Genomic DNA, 16,447 nt, shown 5'->3' with positions numbered 1-16,447 from the left:
ATGGACGGCACCGTGCTGGAACAGACTGCCAACACCGACGCGCAACGCGAGGCAGTGATCCGTGTGCGTAACCTGACCAATCAGTTCGGGCCTCAGGTCGTTCATCAGAACCTCAACTTGGACGTTTGGCGAGGCGAGGTGCTGGGCATTGTGGGCGGATCGGGCACAGGCAAGTCGGTTCTACTTCGAACGATTGTAGGGCTTAACAAGCCCGCCGCCGGCAGTATCGAGGTTCTGGGCGTTGATGTTTTGAACGGTCCTGAAGAGGAACGTCGCCGGATCGAAAAACGCTGGGGCGTGGCGTTTCAGGACGGCGCCCTTTTCTCCTCACTAACCGTTTTGCAGAACGTCATGGCCCCGCTGCGCGAACATACGGGGATCAGCGAGAAATTGATGCAGGCTCTTGGCAGCCTGAAAATCAGTCTTGTTGGTCTACCACAGTTGAGCTGTGGTAAATTCCCGGCTGAGCTTTCGGGCGGCATGCGCAAACGCGCTGCTCTGGCTCGCGCCTTGGCACTGGACCCTGAAATTGTTTTTCTGGACGAACCTACTGCCGGACTCGATCCCATTGGGGCCGCTGCCTACGACGAGCTAATCGGCGAGTTACAGCATGCCCTTGGCTTGACCGTTTTTATGGTCACGCATGACTTGGACAGCCTTTATGCCATTTGCGATCGGGTCGCAGTACTCGCGGAAAAACGCGTTCTGGTTGAAGGACCGATTGAAGAAATGACCAAAGTCGACCATCCTTGGGTGCAGGAATACTTCACCGGCCCCCGAGCGCGTGCGGCGCAAGAGAAGGGTTAGGATAGGTAGAGGCGATGGAAACCCGAGCGAATTACATCCTGATCGGTGCATTTACCCTTGCGGGTATCCTTGGAGCATTTGGCTTTTTCCTATGGCTCGCGAAATTCGAAGTGACGCGGCAATATGCGTACTATGACGTGTTATTCGATAATGTCTCGGGCTTGTCAGCGGCTGGCGGCGTCAGCTTCAACGGTTTACCCGTCGGGCAGGTTATCTCATTGAACCTCGATGATGATGATCCCTCTAAGGTTAGAGTAAAGCTTGAGGTCGACGCGGATATCCCAGTAACCGAGGACACGATTGCGCAACTGCAATCTCTTGGAGTGACCGGTGTCAGTTACGTCGAGCTAACCGGCGGCTCAGCCAGCGGTCAAAGGCTGCCGCAGAACAGCGTGATCAAAAGCAAGCGAAGCGCCATTCAATCCCTGTTTGAAGGTGCGCCGAAAGTGTTGGACGAGGCAGTAACGCTGCTGGAAAATCTCAATGCCGTTGTCGACGATAAAAACCGCGAATATGTCAGCAATATACTCGACAACCTTGCATCCGCTTCCGGCAAACTAGAGAAAACGCTTACGGATTTCGAAAGCCTGTCGACGGATTTAGGCGGAGCTGCCAAAAAACTTGGCGACTTCACAGACCGGCTGGACCAACTGGCCGATACTGCTGAAACCGCCCTGACAACCGGCACCGACACTTTAAAAAGCGTAAAGACAGCATCAGAATCTGCAACATCCGCCTTAGACAGCGCCAAAGTTACCATCGAAACAACCGATCGTGTGATTCAGGAAGATATCCGTCCTCTTATCGGCCGAGTGACAAGTCTGGCTGACAATCTGAACGGACTGTCTGAGGAAGCCAGCGTTGCACTGGCAGTCGTTTCAGAAACCTTCTTGAACGCAAACAAAACGCTTGGTTCGATCACTGCCGCGATGGACGGTGCCAAAGGTACGCTAACCTCGGCCGAACGCGCCTTTGACTCGGCAAACAAAGTCATAAACGAAGATGTTGGCGTCGTCATGGATGATATCCGCACGGCTGCAAACGAAGTTTCAACCACCGTGAAGAACGTTACCGAACGGCTGGACGACATCTCTGCCGACATCCTCAGTGCGTCGCAGTCCGCCTCAGAGCTGTTGGGCACCATCGATGGAATCGTACAAAACAACCGGCGTCAGGTTTCAGACTTTCTACGGGTCGGCCTGCCCCAGTTCACCCGCTTTGTTGAAGAATCACAACGGCTGGTCATCAGCCTCGACCGGCTAGTGGACAAGGTCGAACGTGACCCTGCGCGTTTCCTACTTGGAACCCAAGCATCGGAGTTTAGCCAATGATCAGGCATTTTCTTGTGGTTCTCGCCTTAGTCTCACTGGGGGGGTGCGCGGGTCTGGGCACGCTGCGGCAGGCGTCTAAGCCGAATGATCTGTACTTGCTGACACCGAAGAGCACATTCTCTTCGTCCCTCCCACGAGTTCAGAAGCAGATTGTGGTTCAGGAACCGACCGCAACGGCGGCGGTGAACACCGATCAGATCGCTGTGCAACCCACTCCGCTACAGGTTCAGTATCTTCCGCGCGCGCGCTGGGTGGATCGTGCACCGCTGATCGTTCAAGCGCTGTTGGTGGAAAGCTATGAAAACAGCGGTAAAGTAGCCGCCGTTGGCCGTTCGACTGTCGGCTTGCGACCAGACTATGTGATTGTCCCAGACCTACGGGAATTTCAGGGACTGGTGGTCAGTGAATCCGACAACTCAAAAACCGTTCGTGTCGAAGTTCGAATAAATATCAAGATCATCGACGAATACGAAGACAAGATCATCGCATCAAACTCATTTCGCGAATTTACTGTCTCTGCCAGTGACCAGACTCCGGATCTGGTGAAGGCCTTTGATGACGCTCTGGGTCGGACCATGCGGGATGCTGTAGAATGGAGCGTGCGTAGAATCCATACCCACGCTGCCAATAACCCAAGAGAATTCTAACCGCAGGGGCGCCGTCAGCCTTCGGCGCCCGCAGTGCACACTAATGTGAAAGTGTTTCGGCCAGACGCATCAGGGTCACCGCTTCAACCCGATACCCAAACGTGTCCTGGCCCTTGGACGCATTCGCCAACGTGATCGCGTCTTCATAAGACCATGAGCCCAAATAGTCACCACCACGCAGCAGTTGCCCAAACCCCGCAATTGCATATGAAAACTGCACATCCTCGGACGCGTCTCCTTGATGCGGCAGGATCGGCTCCTCAATCAGCTGGCTCTCTGCGGCGCCGGGCAGCTTGTATCGCAGTTTGAAATATCCGATCTCTTCCGCGCTTTCCGCCTCAACCTGATCGACATAGCGCAGTGGGCCGTTGCGGATAGCATCAGAACCGACCGGGGTGACTTCGTAAATCGCAGTCATCGTATGGCCTAAACCAATATCCCCTGCATCCACTTTGTCGTTCGAGAAATCCTCGCGCCGAAGGGCGCGGGTTTCGTAGCCGATCAAGCGGTATTCAGCGATCTGGGCCGGGTTGAACTCGACTTGAATTTTAACGTCATTGGCAATCGGGAACAGCGCACCGGTCAGTTGATCGACAAGAACCTTGCGCGCTTCGCCCAGCGTATCGATATAGGCCGCCTGCCCATTTCCGTTCTGCGCCAACGCCTGCATTGTGGCATCATCCAAGTTTCCACGGCCAAAACCCAAAACACTGAGGAAAACACCGCTATCGCGTTTGTGAGCGATAAAATCCTTCAGGGCTTCCGGATCGGAAAGACCAACATTGAAGTCACCATCCGTGGCAAGGATCACGCGGGTGACGTCACCTTCCGAAGCCATGCCTTCTGCGACCTGATAAGCCTGTTGCAGACCGGCTTGCCCAGCGGTCGCGCCACCAGCTTCCAACTGCTCCAACGCAGTCAGAATCTTGGTCCGTTCTGACGCCAGAGTTGGTTCCAGCACCTGCCCGGCGCTGCCTGCGTATGTGACGATTGAGACCTGATCTTCAGGTCGAAGTTCCGACAGCAACAGACGAAAAGACTGTTTGAGCAGCGGCAGCTTGTCCGCGTTTTGCATTGAACCAGATGTGTCTATTAGAAAAACCAGATTTAGCGGCGGGCGGTCTTCGAACTGGGGTAAGGCGCCCTGAATGCCGATATGAACCAGCTGCGTTCCATCGTTCCACGGCGTTGGAGACACTGTGATGGTTGGATGGAAAGGTGTCTCTCCCTTTGGAGCTGGGTAATTGTAGGGGAAGTAGTTCACCATCTCTTCGACCCTCACCGCGTCTTTCGGCGGCAAGTGACCACGCATTAATGAGGACCGGATAATCGAATAAGACGCCGTATCGACGTCGATCGAGAAGGTCGATACCGGGTCTTGGGCTGTAATTTTCAAAGGGCTTGTATCAGCGTTTGCAAACGCCTCGGCATCAGCTTCTGACGCCAGGTTCAGGTCTAGTTCACCTGGGACCGGCACCGTAGAAGGTGACGTATCGAGCAACGCTCCAGAAGAAATACCGAATCTAGCACCTTCTTCAGCCTCCGAACTGAAAGAGCGCATTTTAGGCTGAGGCAACAATGACGGCTCAGTGGCGAATTCTTCAACAAGTTCCGGCGCTTCGACAACGGGTTCGGACAAAGCGCCTTGGGGAGCGGTTCGTAAAAGGTCGCCTTCCTGATCCACATCGGCTGATTGGAGCTGTGGCTCAACACGCTTTGGCCCCAGCAAGTTAGTTGGGCCTTCCTTAAAATCCCAAGTTTGCGGCAGGATCATAACCAAAGCTATGGCAGCGACTGCGGTTGTTGCGGTCAGTGCACCGCGATGGGATAGGACGTTCAACATCGATTTCGCTCCTTCTGTCAGGCGGGCCATTAGGCCTCGCTTAACAGTCGGACGTATGGCAGCCTTCGATCCTTGGATGCGCAGGAAATTTTTCTGCGCTTGCTCCAAATTCTTCGCCCGACGCCGCGTATTCGCAGCGGGCGTCGCCGCATCCATCAATGTTTTGAAGTCTTCAAGATCGTCTGTCATTCTGCCAGCTCCTCTTGCCGCAGGGCTCGCAAGCGCTTGCGGATGTCCGACATGCGCCAGGACACGGTACCTTCAGAAACGCCAAGTACCTCGGCGGCTTCGGCATGGGTCATCTCATCCTCTAGCGTCAGGGCCAATGTATCTTGAAGATCCTGCGGTAACGACCGCATGGCCCTTTGTAGCCAGTCCACGGCTTCAGCAGCCTCTGTTGCCTCCGCCCTGCGCATCTGCTCAACATCTCCCCATGCGTCAGCGGCCCGACGATGACTTGCGTGACGGCGGCGCGCATCTTCTGCCGCGTTGACGACTACTCGGTACAACCATGTCGTGAACTTGGCCTCAGCGCGGAATCCGGCGATTTTGGCAGGCAGCGTCGCACAGATATCCTGCGTCAGATCCTCGGCCTGATCCGCGCGCCCAGTAAGTCGGAATGCCAAGCGAAAGATCCGATCATAGTGTCGCGCCAAAAGGGATGCGAACGCGTCTGCGTCCCCTTTCGCGGCAGCTCCGGCCAGATCCTCATCCGATGTTTTCATGCGCATCACGATGGGTATGACGTACCGGAAACGTCAATCCTTGGCAGCTCGTCAAAAAAAATCAGAAATGATCAGCCTTGGCCAATTTCCAGTCTGCCGCGAATTCCTCGGGTATCTTGTCCGTCAGCAAAACACCCTCATCGAGAAAAGTGTAAAGGTCCGCGTAGGACCGTTCCTGTTCATCCGCCAGGCGTCTGCGAATATCGCTTGGGTGCAGCTCAGAAACTTTTTCCTTGCCCATTGCCCCCAAGAGCTCGCGGAAGCTTTCCAGTGTGGCGTCGTGAAAGCGATGTACCCGTTTACGCTTTTGCGGCACGTTAACGGCGCGTCCACGAATAGGGTTCTGCGTTGCCACGCCCGAGGGACATCGGTTCGTATTGCAATGCAGCGCCTGAATGCACCCAACAGCGAACATCATCGCCCGCGCCGCGTTGCACATATCCGCACCAAGCGCGAATTTCTCGATCATGTCGTAACCCGTGGCCACTTTGCCCGAGCAAATGATCCGGATCTTGTCACGCAGCCCCACTCCGCGCAGGCAATTGTTGACGAATATCAGCGCCTCATTCAACGGCACGCCCAACCTGTTGGTAAACTCAACCGGAGCCGCGCCAGTGCCGCCTTCAGCCCCATCCACAGTGATGAAATCGGGCAGAATTCCAGTTTCCAGCATCGCTTTGCAGATCGCCATGAATTCGGATCGCTTACCAATGCAAAGCTTGAACCCGATGGGCTTACCGCCCGACATTTCCCTTAGGTGTTGTACAAAGTGCATCAATCCCGTCGGGCCATCGAACGCAGAGTGTATTGGCGGAGAGATGACGTCCTGGTGCACAGAAACGCCGCGGATTTCAGCAATTTCCTTATCCACCTTGGCTGCTGGCAATACCCCTCCGTGCGATGGCTTTGCGCCCTGTGAAAGCTTTATTTCGATCGCTTTGACCACGTCTTTTTTGGCCTTTTCCGCGAATAAATCCTTATCGAACCCACCTTCAGGAGTACGACAGCCAAAATAGCCAGTGCCGATCTGCCAAATAATATCTCCGCCTTCGGCCAAATGGTGCGGAGAAAGGCCGCCCTCGCCGGTGTTATGTGCAAACCCGCCATCCTTGGCGCCACCATTCAAAGCCATTATCGCGTTGGCGCTGAGTGCACCAAAACTCATGGCTGATACATTGAGGCGCGATGCATTATACGGCTTGGTGCATTGTGGTCCGCCCAAAATCAGGCGTTCCTCGCTTTCCTCAACGTGCTTGGGCGCAAGTGAGTGATTGGCTCTGTGATAACCTACGGTCTGGATGTCGAACTGCGTGCCAAAGGCTTGCGTATCCACCTGCCCCTTGGCACGAGAATAGACAAGGCTGCGAACAATTCGATTATAGGGACGGCCACTTTCGTTGGTTTCTACAAAGTATTGCCGAATTTCCGGGCTGACGAATTCCAGCATGTACCGAAAATGACCTAGAACCGGATAATTATTCAGCACGTTGTGCTTGGTTGTCAGCATGTCATACAGCCCAACCAAGGCATAAGGGATTAGAATTACTAATAGCCAATACGCTGGAGGCCAGTAATAACCCCAAAGCAAGGTCAATGGCAGGCACACATAGCTGAGAAAGTAATACAGGTTGCGAACAATCATTTCGTGCTCTCCCAAAGTGGTGCCGAAACAGGCTTGTCGCAACCGTGGATCAGTTCGGCGTTTGGTTGCAAGCCTTTATCCCTTTGGATCACGATACAATCATAGTCTGTGAAATAGTTCGAAGATTGGGTCTTAGTTGATCCTTTGACTGGCAATATGTATGCCAAAACAAAGATGAAATTGGGCAGAAGGATTGGATGTGACACAGACCCGAACCGCTGCCCTTATGTTTACCGCCGTATTTGTGGGTGGTGCTGCCGGTTCGCTCCTGCGCGAGGCGTTCGCCGCCCAAATCCCTGGTGCTCCGGTGTTGACGGCAACCTTTGGCATCAACATTTTTGCCTGTTTTGTCCTCGGCTGGCTTTACTCAGTGAGGCATCGCGTGCACGCGCATGTTCTGCATCTTGGCGCAGTGGGGTTCTGCGGCGGGCTGTCGACGTTCTCTTCTTTTGTCGCCGAGCTTGAGCGCATGGCAGCGACGAATATTTGGGGCGCCATTTCAGCGGCAACGCTGGAAATCGTCGTGGGCATCGCAGCCGCAGTCTTAGGTGAGGCTATCGGGCGGCGGTTTCACGGTCGGAGATCGCCGGAATGAGCGAGATCTACCTACACGCGATGTTCGGCCTTGGTGGTGGTTTAGGGGCAATGTTACGCCATTGGATCGCGTTGAGGGTCCGGCATGACCTGCCCTTTGCAACCTTGATTGTAAACGTTCTCGGCAGTCTTTTGCTGGGCCTCTGGATAGGTTATCTCGGCGGGCCGGTCGAAATGGGGGAAGAAGAGCGACGGCTGGTGTTCGGATTTTGCGGTGGTTTTACAACGTTTTCCAGCTTTGCCTATCAGTCACTGGAACTGCACCGCGAGCGCACGATTGCATTGGCCGCAGGGAACATTCTGCTGAGCTTAGTCTTGTGCTGGTTCGCACTTTGGCTGGGTTTGATTCTGATGGGTTAATGAGCGGGACTTGCCGCCTGCCGTTCATAATTTCCGCCTGTTTCCAAGAACTACATAGGATAGGTGTGCATCCGAACCGCGAGGTTCCCCATAATCCAAACCGTTCCGAGAATAATGATCAGCAAAACGAGCGTCGAAAACAGGACCAAATCCAAGTCTTCGCGGCTACTGCGACGGCGGTCGATATGGAGGAAGTAGACCAATTGAACAATCAATTGCGCCAATCCAAGCAACGCGATTGAGAGGTAAACGCCTTTGGTTTCTATTCCATAGAAGTAGGCGATCGTGAATACGGCGATTGTCAGAAGCAACGAACCGCCGTAACCGACCATATACCTACGGCGTTCGCGGCGGTGCATCTCGCTGCGCTTATCCATAGGCCAGCCCTCCGAAGTACACGATTGTGATAATTCCGATCCAGATCAGGTCGAGGAAGTGCCAGAACAAGGCCAATCGCACCACACGCGACATCAGCAGATCGGTCAGGCCAAACATCCGAAGCTGAATGCCCAAAACAACCAACCACAGACACCCCGCCGCCACATGCAGCCCGTGCAGTGGAACCAACCCGTAGAACGCAGATAGGAACCCACTGCGTTGCGGGATACCTCCCTTATCGGCCATTGCGATGAAATCGCGGATTTCCAACACCAGAAAGCAGAGACCTAACACCAGTGTCACGCAAAACCAGAATACAATCCGCCGCCGGGGCAGATTGTACTTCAACGCTAACATCGCCAACCCGACGGTCAGGCTACTGGTGAGCAGGATCATCGTTTGGGCAAAAATGCTTTTCAGATCGAATAACTCATGCGGGCCGGGTCCGCCCGCCTGCGCGTCGATCATTGTGATATAGATGGCGAACATCAGGCCGAAATAGACCAAGTCGCTCATCAGAAAGACCCAAAAACCGAAGGTTACGACCTCGCTGGCCTTGTCGGCACTGGCATGTCGTCGTCCGAGATTCAGACCCGGATAACTGTGTGTCGGCGCGCGCTTCATGTGGCCGCCTCCAGATCTGGACGGGCAAGGCCTTGGTTTTCAGGAGCTGTTTCATGGTCACGGTCGACGGCCGCAGAGCTGTGAACCAAGTCCAACCAAGCTTCGTGCTGTTTGCGAACCTCTTCGGCGGGGATGACCTCTTCGATACTTAGCCTGAAAGTCCAAAGGATGAAGGACAGCAACATCAAAACTGTCACCAGTGCGGCCAGCCACCAAATCCACCAAACCAACGCGAACATCCAGACACCGCTGAGCACACACAGGATAAAACCAATGGCGGTGTTTTTCGGCATCTTGATGTCTTCATAGTCTTCCGGCGTCGGATAAGCTTTACCCCGCTCCTTGGCAGCTGCGAAGTTATCCCGGTCCGTAACCTGTGGAATGATAGCAAAGTTGTACGGAGGCGGCGGTGCGGGGATCGACCATTCCAACGTGCGCGCGTCCCAAGGATCACCGACTGGAACACGGGTCTTGTCACGGTCACGGATGCTGACCCACAATTGGACGATCACCGACAATAGGGCCATCAGGATCACAAGTGCGCCGATGACGGCAACGATCATGTACGGGTGGAAGCTCGGGTCTTCCCAACTGAACGACCTGCGCGGCATACCCATCAGGCCAACAAAATATAGCGGCAGGAAGGTCAGCATGAAGCCGACCGTCCACAACAACACTGTGATACGACCCCAATATTCGCTCAAGCGGAAGCCGAAAGCCTTGGGGAACCAATAATTGTATCCGGCTAGCAAGCCGAACAGCACACCCGGCAACAAGACGTTGTGAAAATGCGCGACCAAAAACAGGGTGTTGTGCACTTGATAGTCCACAGTTGGGTTGGCCAGGATCACGCCCGACAGTCCACCGATCACAAACAGCATCAGAAACGCCAAGCCGTATAGCATCGGCACTGAAAACCTGATGCGGCCTCGGTAGAGTGTTGCCATCCAGTCATAGACTTTTACACCGGTTGGGATGGCGATCAGCATGGTGGCAATACCGAACACCGCATTGATCAGGGCGCTTTGGCCCATTGTGAAGAAATGGTGCAGCCAGACCGTGAACGACAACACGGCAATGCACATCGTGGCAATAACCAGAGAGTTGTAGCCATAAAGGCGTTTGGCTGAAAAAGTGGCGAAAACCTCGGAATAGATACCGTATGCGGGCAGGACCAGCAGATAGACCTCAGGGTGACCGAACAGCCAGAACAGGTTGGCGTAGTTCATCATATTGCCGCCGAGGTCATTGGTGAAAAAGTGGAAATCCAGGTAGCGATCCGCCGCCAGCATCAGCGCGGCCACGCCAAGCGGCGGCATGGCAAAGATAATCAGGATCGAGCTGCTGATGATCGTCCAGCAATACATCGGAAGCCGCATAAACTTCATGCCCGGCGCGCGCAGCTTGTAGATTGTGACCGCAAAGTTGATCCCTGTCAGCGTGGTGCCGATGCCCGATACGACGATGGCCCAGATCCAGTAGTCTGGGCCAACTCCGGGATTGAAGGCCGCGCCGGTATAGGGCGGGTACGCTGTCCAGCCGCCGGTCGAGAACTCACCCACGACCAACGATACCATCAGCATCATGCCTGCGGACACCGTCAGCCCAAGGCTGATCTGGTTCATCACCGGAAAGGCCACGTCGCGCGCACCAATCATCAGCGGGATCAGGAAATTTGCGACGCCGAAAACAAAGGGTACGGCGACAAAAAACACCATGATCGTACCATGCGTGCTGAACAGCTCGGCAAAATGTTCAGCTTCAAGGAACCCATCGCCTGGTCCTGCAGCCTGTTGGGCGCGCATGACCACGCCTTCCAGAACGCCACGCGCCAGCATGACGATTGCGAAAACGATATACATGATACCTATTTTCTTGTGGTCGGCACTGGTCAACCAATCGCGCCACAATGGCCCCCAGAGCCGGAACCACGTGAGCAAACCAACCACTGCCACGACGCCTATGATCACAATCGCCGCGGCAGCGTTGGCCACGATTTCATTCGCGTTGGGGTCTTGGATCAGACCCGCAATCGGGAAGGAATCCCAGTTCAGACGGCCAAAGAATCCGGATTCAGTCATTGCGCACCACCTTGCCCGTATTCGACGGTACCCGGTTGTTGATCCAGAGAGAGCGGTTGCCCGCCGTGATAGCGGTGTAGAATGGACTGAAACAAGTCTCCGTCCTGCAATGTAAAATACAGTGCATTGACGGGCATTTGTACGGTTCCCAACGCCGCCTGCACCTCATCCCGATCCGTGCGCATGGCAAGCGTTCGGTAGGTGTCATCAGTCAATGGGATGCCATTCGCCCGAACACTGTCCACCCATGCATCAAAGTCCTGAAGTTGCATTGCCTGGGTCAGAAACTTTTGCTTTGTGAAACCGCGGCCATTGTATTGTGTGTTTTCACCCTGCATCGTCTTTGGCGTGTCCGCGACCAGATGCAACCGTGTCGTCATCCCCGGCATGGCATAAATCTGACCGGCAAGAGCTGGAATCATGAACGACTGCATCACCGTATCTGTGGTCAGCGTCATAGCTATCTGCTGTTTAACCGGAATACCAAACTCACCGACGGTTGCGATGCCCAGATCGGGGTAGATGAACAACCATTTCCAATCCAGACCCACGACCTGCACGTTCAGCGCAGGCGTTTCTCCGAAAGTAGCGGCGTATGGGTCCAAGCGATGCGTGGCTTTCCAAAGATAAAAGGACAACAACGCCACGATTACAACCGGCACACCCCACATGACAAATTCCAGCTTTGCCGAAAAATCCCATTTTGGGCTATACTTTGCTGCCCCGCCACTGCGTCGCCGGTATCGCAAAGCGATTAACGGTACCAGCACCAGAACCGGCACTACTGCAATCAAGATCAGGACAGTTGCTCGCAGCAGATGGGTTTTTTGCACCGCCGCTATCGGGCCTTGAGGGTCCATAAAACTGTCGCTTGCCAATGCGCCCTGCGCCGCAACAGCAAAAATTGCAGCCGTTATCAGTACGGTCAGCGATATGGCTGAAGGTCTGAGTAAGGCCACGTTTGATCGTCCTTTTTCGACTACGCTTTCGGCCAACTATCGACAGAGTCAGAAAATTTCTCAAGGATTTTCGCAAAACCACTGTTTGTCCTGCAAGTCGCTTGAACAACCAGAACATTACAACTGTGCTATTCACAACCGATGCTGCTGTTGACTTAACAGGAGCCAAGAGCGAGAAATTTTTGTGATGCGTCGATTTATTCTCGCCCTCTTTCTTTGGTGCCTTGCAACTAACGCCTACGCACAGGATCGCGCTGCGGTCGAACGTCAGTTTCAGGCGTGGCTAAATGATACGGTCTGGCCGCAGGCTGAAGCCAAGGGTGTCTCGCGACGCACGATGCGTGAGGCATTCGAAGGGGTCACACTCAACTGGAAGCTGCCGGATTTGGTGCCACCGGGCAGTTCAGCGCAAGTGCCCAAGCAGCAAAAGCAAGCGGAGTTTGGATCTCCAGAGCGTTATTTCAACAAAGGCTCTGTGCAGGGGGCTACAGCCACGGGGCGACAAATGGCTCGTCGCCATTCGGCTACCCTTGCGCGCGTTGAGGCAGAAACAGGTGTACCCGGACACATCATCTTGGCCATCTGGGGGCGGGAAAGTGGATATGGCCAAGTGCCAATCCGTCACAACGCATTTCAAGTGCTGGGCACGAAAGGGTTCATGAGCACTCGCTCTGACTACTTCACCAATGAGCTGATTGCCGCCTTGCAGATTGCAGAAGCCAGTGACGCGCCGCCGGGTTCCTTGAAAAGCAGCTGGGCGGGCGCGTTGGGTCAACCACAATTCATGCCTTCAAACTTTCTAACCTATGCGGCAGACGGCAATGGCGACGGTCGATTTGATATTTGGGGTTCCGCTGAAGACACAATCGCATCGATTGGGAATTTTCTGTCCCAACACGGCTGGGCAACCGAGCGTGATTGGGGCTTTGAAGTAACCGTGCCTTCTTCGGTTTCTTGTGCTTTGGGGGGTCCAGACCAAGGTAAATCCATTCAGCAATGGGCGGCTTTGGGTGCTACCCGAGTGTCTGGCAGACCGTTTCCAGAGCATGAATTGCAAGGCCAAGGCTTCCTTATGATGCCAGCAGGTCGCAATGGCCCTGCTTTCATCGTCACACCAAATTTCTACGTGCTGAAGGACTACAACAAAAGTGACCTCTATGCCCTTTTCGTAGGACATGTGGGTGACCGCATTAAGTATGGCGTAGGCGATTTTAAAGGACGCTGGGGCTACGTAGGCAAGCTTTACCGTTCGGATATCGCGGCTATGCAAAGGGCATTGGAACAACAAGGACATGATGTCGGCGGAGTAGACGGACTACCCGGTTTCAAAACACGCCGCTCTATCGGTCGTTGGCAACAAGCGACTGGCAGCACGCCCACCTGCTTCCCAGAAGCCAGCATGAAAGCCCTTCTGGCACAGTAGCGATTCGCGCGTGCCGTTGGGTCAACTAGCGCATTTCAACGCGACCCACGGGCCACGCTTGGGGGGGCGGTGTTCACAAAAATGTCAAGATTGGCTCTGGTTTCATTATTATATTTCCGGCCACCCCCGAGCATGGCTTACAATCGCTCACAATCCACCTGTGGTTGCTAAATTCGCAGTCACCACCTTTATCCTTCCTGCAAATAATGCCACCTTCGGCGCCAGTGAAAGGCGACTTTCGCAGACACGTTCCCGACTGCAAACCGAAAGACTGCGACGCGGTGTTCATTGCGATCTGATAAAGCAAAATCTGAACCAGTCCCGGTCTCTCAGGGTCGGACAAACATGGTGGTTGGCAGCCATCCTGAAGGAATGCGCGTGCCATGCCCCTAAAAACGGGAGTAGAACAAAATGAACAAGTATATTCGTACGTCTCTGGCGGGGCTGTTGACCTCGACCATGATCACTGGTGCCGCCTTTGCCGCCGGCACGCACCCCGACACCGGAGAAGCGCTGGCCGAAGACCAGACCTTTATCTATCGCCTTGGAGATGAACACAGCTCGGTTGACCCGCAGGTTGTCGAAGACACCTACGGTGCCGAGATCGTCCGCGACCTGTTTGAAGGCCTGATGAACCAAGACGAAGACGGTAACTTGGTTCCGGGTGTCGCCACCGGCTACACAACCAACGACACCAAAGACGTTTACACTTTTACACTGCGCGACAACGCCAAATGGTCGAACGGCGACCCGGTAACCGCAGGTGATTTTGTGTACGCTTGGAAACGCGCTGTCGATCCTGCTCTGTCCTCGCCCTACGCTTGGTTCATGGAGCTAATGTCGATCCAGAACGCCGCCGAGATTATTGCCGGCGAAAAGCCGATTGACGAACTGGGCGTCAAAGCCATCGACGATCACACGCTGGAAGTCACCCTAAGCGCACCGCTGCCGTATTTCCCGCAGATGACCACACACTCGACCACCTTCCCTGCCCCGCAAAAGGTAATTGAGGAACATGGCGACGCCTGGACACGCCCCGAAAACATCGTTTCAAACGGTGCCTATGTCTGGACCGAACACTTGCCGCAGGAACGTTCGGTTCGTGAACGCAACGAAATGTATTGGGACAACGAAAACACCATCCTCGACAAAGTCGTAACGCTGGTGATCAACGACGAAAACGTTGCCCTGACCCGATATCTGGCCGGCGAGCTGGACCGTACCGAAGTCCCCGCAGGCCAATTCCCCCGCATGAGCCAGGAACATCCGGACGAAGCGATCAGCTTCCCGCGTCTGTGTAACTATTATTACACGTTCAACCTGACGGAAGACGGCCCCGAAGCCTTCAAAGACCCCAATGTACGCCAAGCACTGTCACTGGCAGTAGACCGTGCAATCATTACCGAAAAAGTGATGGCAGGCGGGCAGCCGCAAGCCTACACCTTCGCACCCGAAGCCACCGCAGGCTTCACCGTGCCCGAAGTTGAAATGGCCTCGATGACCCAGCCCGAGCGCGATGAACTGGCCAAGGAACTGCTGGCCGGTGCTGGGTACGGCCCGGACAACCCGCTGAGCTTTGAGATGGTCTACAACACCAACGAAGACCACAAGAAAGTCGCCGTGGCGCTGAGCCAGATGTGGAAGCAGAAGCTGGGCGTGAATGTCGAGCTGGCCAACATGGAATGGAAAGTGTTCCTGGAAGAGCGTGGCAACCAGAACTTCGATCTGGCCCGCGGCGCATGGTGCGGTGACTACAACGAAGCCTCGACCTTCTTGGACCTGCTGCAGTCGAATTCCGGTTACAACGACGGCAAATATGCCAATGCCCGCGTTGACGAGCTGCTGGCCCAGGCCAAAACTTCCGATGACCCAGCGCCTCTGTACACCGAAGTTGAGCGTATCATCGCACAGGAAACCCCTGTGATCCCGATCTATCACTATGCTGGCGTCTACATGATGGACACCGATGTCGGGAACTGGCCGATCAATAACGTCGAGCAAAACTGGTACTCGAAAAACCTCTACAAGCGCGCCGAATAATCGTCTTTGAACCACGCCCAGCCCCGGGACCGCCCGGGGCTGGGCCAATAATCATGGGGGCATGAAATGCTTGCCTATAGTCTTCGGCGACTGTTGGTTGCCATTCCGACGATCCTGTTGCTGATCGTCGCCTGTTTCTTTCTGATGCACTTCGCGCCCGGCGGGCCTTTCACCTCCGAGCGACCTTTGCCACCGGCAGTTCTGGCCAATATCGAGGCGCGGTACGGGTTGGACCAACCGCTGTGGAAGCAGCTCTGGGATTATCTTTACAACATCGTCGTGCATTTTGATTTCGGCCCGTCCTTCAAGTTCAAGGACCGCGACGTGAATGACATTATTGCGCAGGGCTTCCCGATCTCGCTGACATATGGCTCCTTGTCCTTTTTGGTCGCGACGACGATTGGTGTCGGTCTGGGAATAGCCGCCGCAATTAAACACAATAGCTGGATCGACTACTTCGCAGTCGGCTTGGGGATCGCTGCTCAGGCACTGCCGAACTTCATCATGGGGCCGATCCTAATCCTGACCTTCACTCTTTGGCTTGGATGGTTACCCGGTGGTGGTTGGAACGGTGGGCAATGGCCCTATCTGATCATGCCGGTGATTGCGCTTGCAACATCGTATATGGGGTCAATCGCGCGGATCACGCGGTCGTCGATGCTGGAAGTTCTGAATTCGAACTTCATCCGCACGGCCCGCGCCAAAGGCTTGCCAACCAGAACCGTGATCTGGCGTCATGCGCTGAAACCAACGCTTTTGCCCGTCGTCTCCTATCTGGGACCTGTCTTTGTCTATGTGCTGACCGGGTCTGTGTTTGTCGACATCTATTTCTCGACCGGCGGTCTGGGACAGGCCTATGTCGGCTCGGCCCTTTCGCGAGACTATGCCGTGCTGCTGGGGGTTACGATCCTGTATGGCGCGCTGACTGTTGTCGTGAACCTGCTGACCGACCTGGCTTATGCCTGGTTCGATCCGAAAATCCGTTACTGAGGG

The 16,447-nt window shown here is 54.8% G+C and carries 15 protein-coding genes; 8 read left to right on the top strand and 7 right to left on the bottom strand.

From position 1 onward, the window contains the following. From ACR0L3_RS09995 to ACR0L3_RS09985, 3 genes are read left to right on the top strand one after another with little or no spacing between them, the layout of a single operon-like run. Entirely contained in the window at positions 1–807 is an 807-nt protein-coding gene (locus tag ACR0L3_RS09995) for an ABC transporter ATP-binding protein (RefSeq protein WP_480745572.1), read from the top strand. A gap of 14 nt (positions 808–821) precedes the next feature. Beyond that, positions 822–2,138 (top strand): MlaD family protein, encoded by a 1,317-nt coding sequence (locus tag ACR0L3_RS09990; protein WP_480745571.1) that lies wholly within the window; start codon positions 822–824, stop codon positions 2,136–2,138. After that, the gene (locus tag ACR0L3_RS09985; protein WP_480745570.1) at positions 2,135–2,785 is read left to right on the top strand and encodes an ABC-type transport auxiliary lipoprotein family protein; all 651 of its coding nucleotides are present in this window, start codon (positions 2,135–2,137) and stop codon (positions 2,783–2,785) included. The genes ACR0L3_RS09990 and ACR0L3_RS09985 overlap by 4 nt, the downstream gene beginning before the upstream one ends. A gap of 40 nt (positions 2,786–2,825) precedes the next feature. On the opposite strand, the gene ACR0L3_RS09980 is transcribed toward ACR0L3_RS09985, so the two are convergent. The 3 genes from ACR0L3_RS09980 to ACR0L3_RS09970 all read right to left on the bottom strand — a co-directional run bounded on the left by ACR0L3_RS09980 (position 2,826) and on the right by ACR0L3_RS09970 (position 6,995). After that, positions 2,826–4,817 (bottom strand): vWA domain-containing protein, encoded by a 1,992-nt coding sequence (locus tag ACR0L3_RS09980; RefSeq protein WP_480745569.1) that lies wholly within the window; start codon positions 4,815–4,817, stop codon positions 2,826–2,828. Further along, complete coding sequence (locus ACR0L3_RS09975) at positions 4,814–5,353, bottom strand: RNA polymerase sigma factor (protein ID WP_480745568.1); 540 nt, start codon at positions 5,351–5,353, stop codon at positions 4,814–4,816. The genes ACR0L3_RS09980 and ACR0L3_RS09975 overlap by 4 nt, the downstream gene beginning before the upstream one ends. A gap of 61 nt (positions 5,354–5,414) precedes the next feature. Further along, entirely contained in the window at positions 5,415–6,995 is a 1,581-nt protein-coding gene (locus ACR0L3_RS09970) for an FMN-binding glutamate synthase family protein (RefSeq protein WP_480745567.1), read from the bottom strand. 199 nt (positions 6,996–7,194) lie between these two features. Between ACR0L3_RS09970 and ACR0L3_RS09965 the strand changes: the two genes are divergently transcribed. Beyond that, positions 7,195–7,590, top strand: coding sequence for a fluoride efflux transporter FluC (locus ACR0L3_RS09965; RefSeq protein ID WP_480745566.1), 396 nt, complete (start codon positions 7,195–7,197; stop codon positions 7,588–7,590). Further along, entirely contained in the window at positions 7,587–7,949 is a 363-nt protein-coding gene (gene crcB / locus ACR0L3_RS09960; RefSeq protein WP_480745565.1) for a fluoride efflux transporter CrcB, read from the top strand. The genes ACR0L3_RS09965 and crcB overlap by 4 nt, the downstream gene beginning before the upstream one ends. 50 nt (positions 7,950–7,999) lie before the next feature. Here the strand turns inward: crcB and ACR0L3_RS09955 are convergent, their stop codons facing one another. From ACR0L3_RS09955 to ACR0L3_RS09940, 4 genes are read right to left on the bottom strand one after another with little or no spacing between them, the layout of a single operon-like run. Then, complete coding sequence (locus ACR0L3_RS09955; protein WP_480745564.1) at positions 8,000–8,326, bottom strand: cytochrome o ubiquinol oxidase subunit IV; 327 nt, start codon at positions 8,324–8,326, stop codon at positions 8,000–8,002. Then, the gene (locus tag ACR0L3_RS09950) at positions 8,319–8,951 is read right to left on the bottom strand and encodes a cytochrome c oxidase subunit 3 (protein ID WP_480745563.1); all 633 of its coding nucleotides are present in this window, start codon (positions 8,949–8,951) and stop codon (positions 8,319–8,321) included. The genes ACR0L3_RS09955 and ACR0L3_RS09950 overlap by 8 nt, the downstream gene beginning before the upstream one ends. Beyond that, positions 8,948–11,032: a cbb3-type cytochrome c oxidase subunit I gene (locus ACR0L3_RS09945; RefSeq protein WP_480745562.1), complete on the bottom strand. Its 2,085-nt coding sequence runs from the start codon at positions 11,030–11,032 to the stop codon at positions 8,948–8,950. Before ACR0L3_RS09945 ends, ACR0L3_RS09950 begins: the two co-directional genes overlap by 4 nt. Continuing rightward, on the bottom strand, positions 11,029–11,991 hold the full coding sequence (locus tag ACR0L3_RS09940) for a cytochrome ubiquinol oxidase subunit II (protein ID WP_480745561.1): 963 nt from the start codon (positions 11,989–11,991) through the stop codon (positions 11,029–11,031). The genes ACR0L3_RS09945 and ACR0L3_RS09940 overlap by 4 nt, the downstream gene beginning before the upstream one ends. Before the next feature lie 187 nt (positions 11,992–12,178). On the opposite strand from ACR0L3_RS09940, the gene ACR0L3_RS09935 reads away from it, so the two are divergent. The 3 genes from ACR0L3_RS09935 to oppB all read left to right on the top strand — a co-directional run bounded on the left by ACR0L3_RS09935 (position 12,179) and on the right by oppB (position 16,444). Continuing rightward, entirely contained in the window at positions 12,179–13,414 is a 1,236-nt protein-coding gene (locus tag ACR0L3_RS09935) for a lytic murein transglycosylase (RefSeq protein WP_480745560.1), read from the top strand. A gap of 411 nt (positions 13,415–13,825) precedes the next feature. Then, positions 13,826–15,454, top strand: coding sequence for a peptide ABC transporter substrate-binding protein (locus tag ACR0L3_RS09930; RefSeq protein WP_480745559.1), 1,629 nt, complete (start codon positions 13,826–13,828; stop codon positions 15,452–15,454). A gap of 66 nt (positions 15,455–15,520) precedes the next feature. Then, positions 15,521–16,444, top strand: a complete 924-nt coding sequence (oppB, locus tag ACR0L3_RS09925) for an oligopeptide ABC transporter permease OppB (protein WP_480429103.1) — start codon at positions 15,521–15,523, stop codon at positions 16,442–16,444. Positions 16,445–16,447 lie beyond the last annotated feature (3 nt).

It is taken from the genome of Ruegeria sp. CK1 (assembly GCF_056536545.1).
Note: the sequence above shows the minus strand (reverse complement) of the source record. Positions and strands in the feature narration are given on the sequence as shown.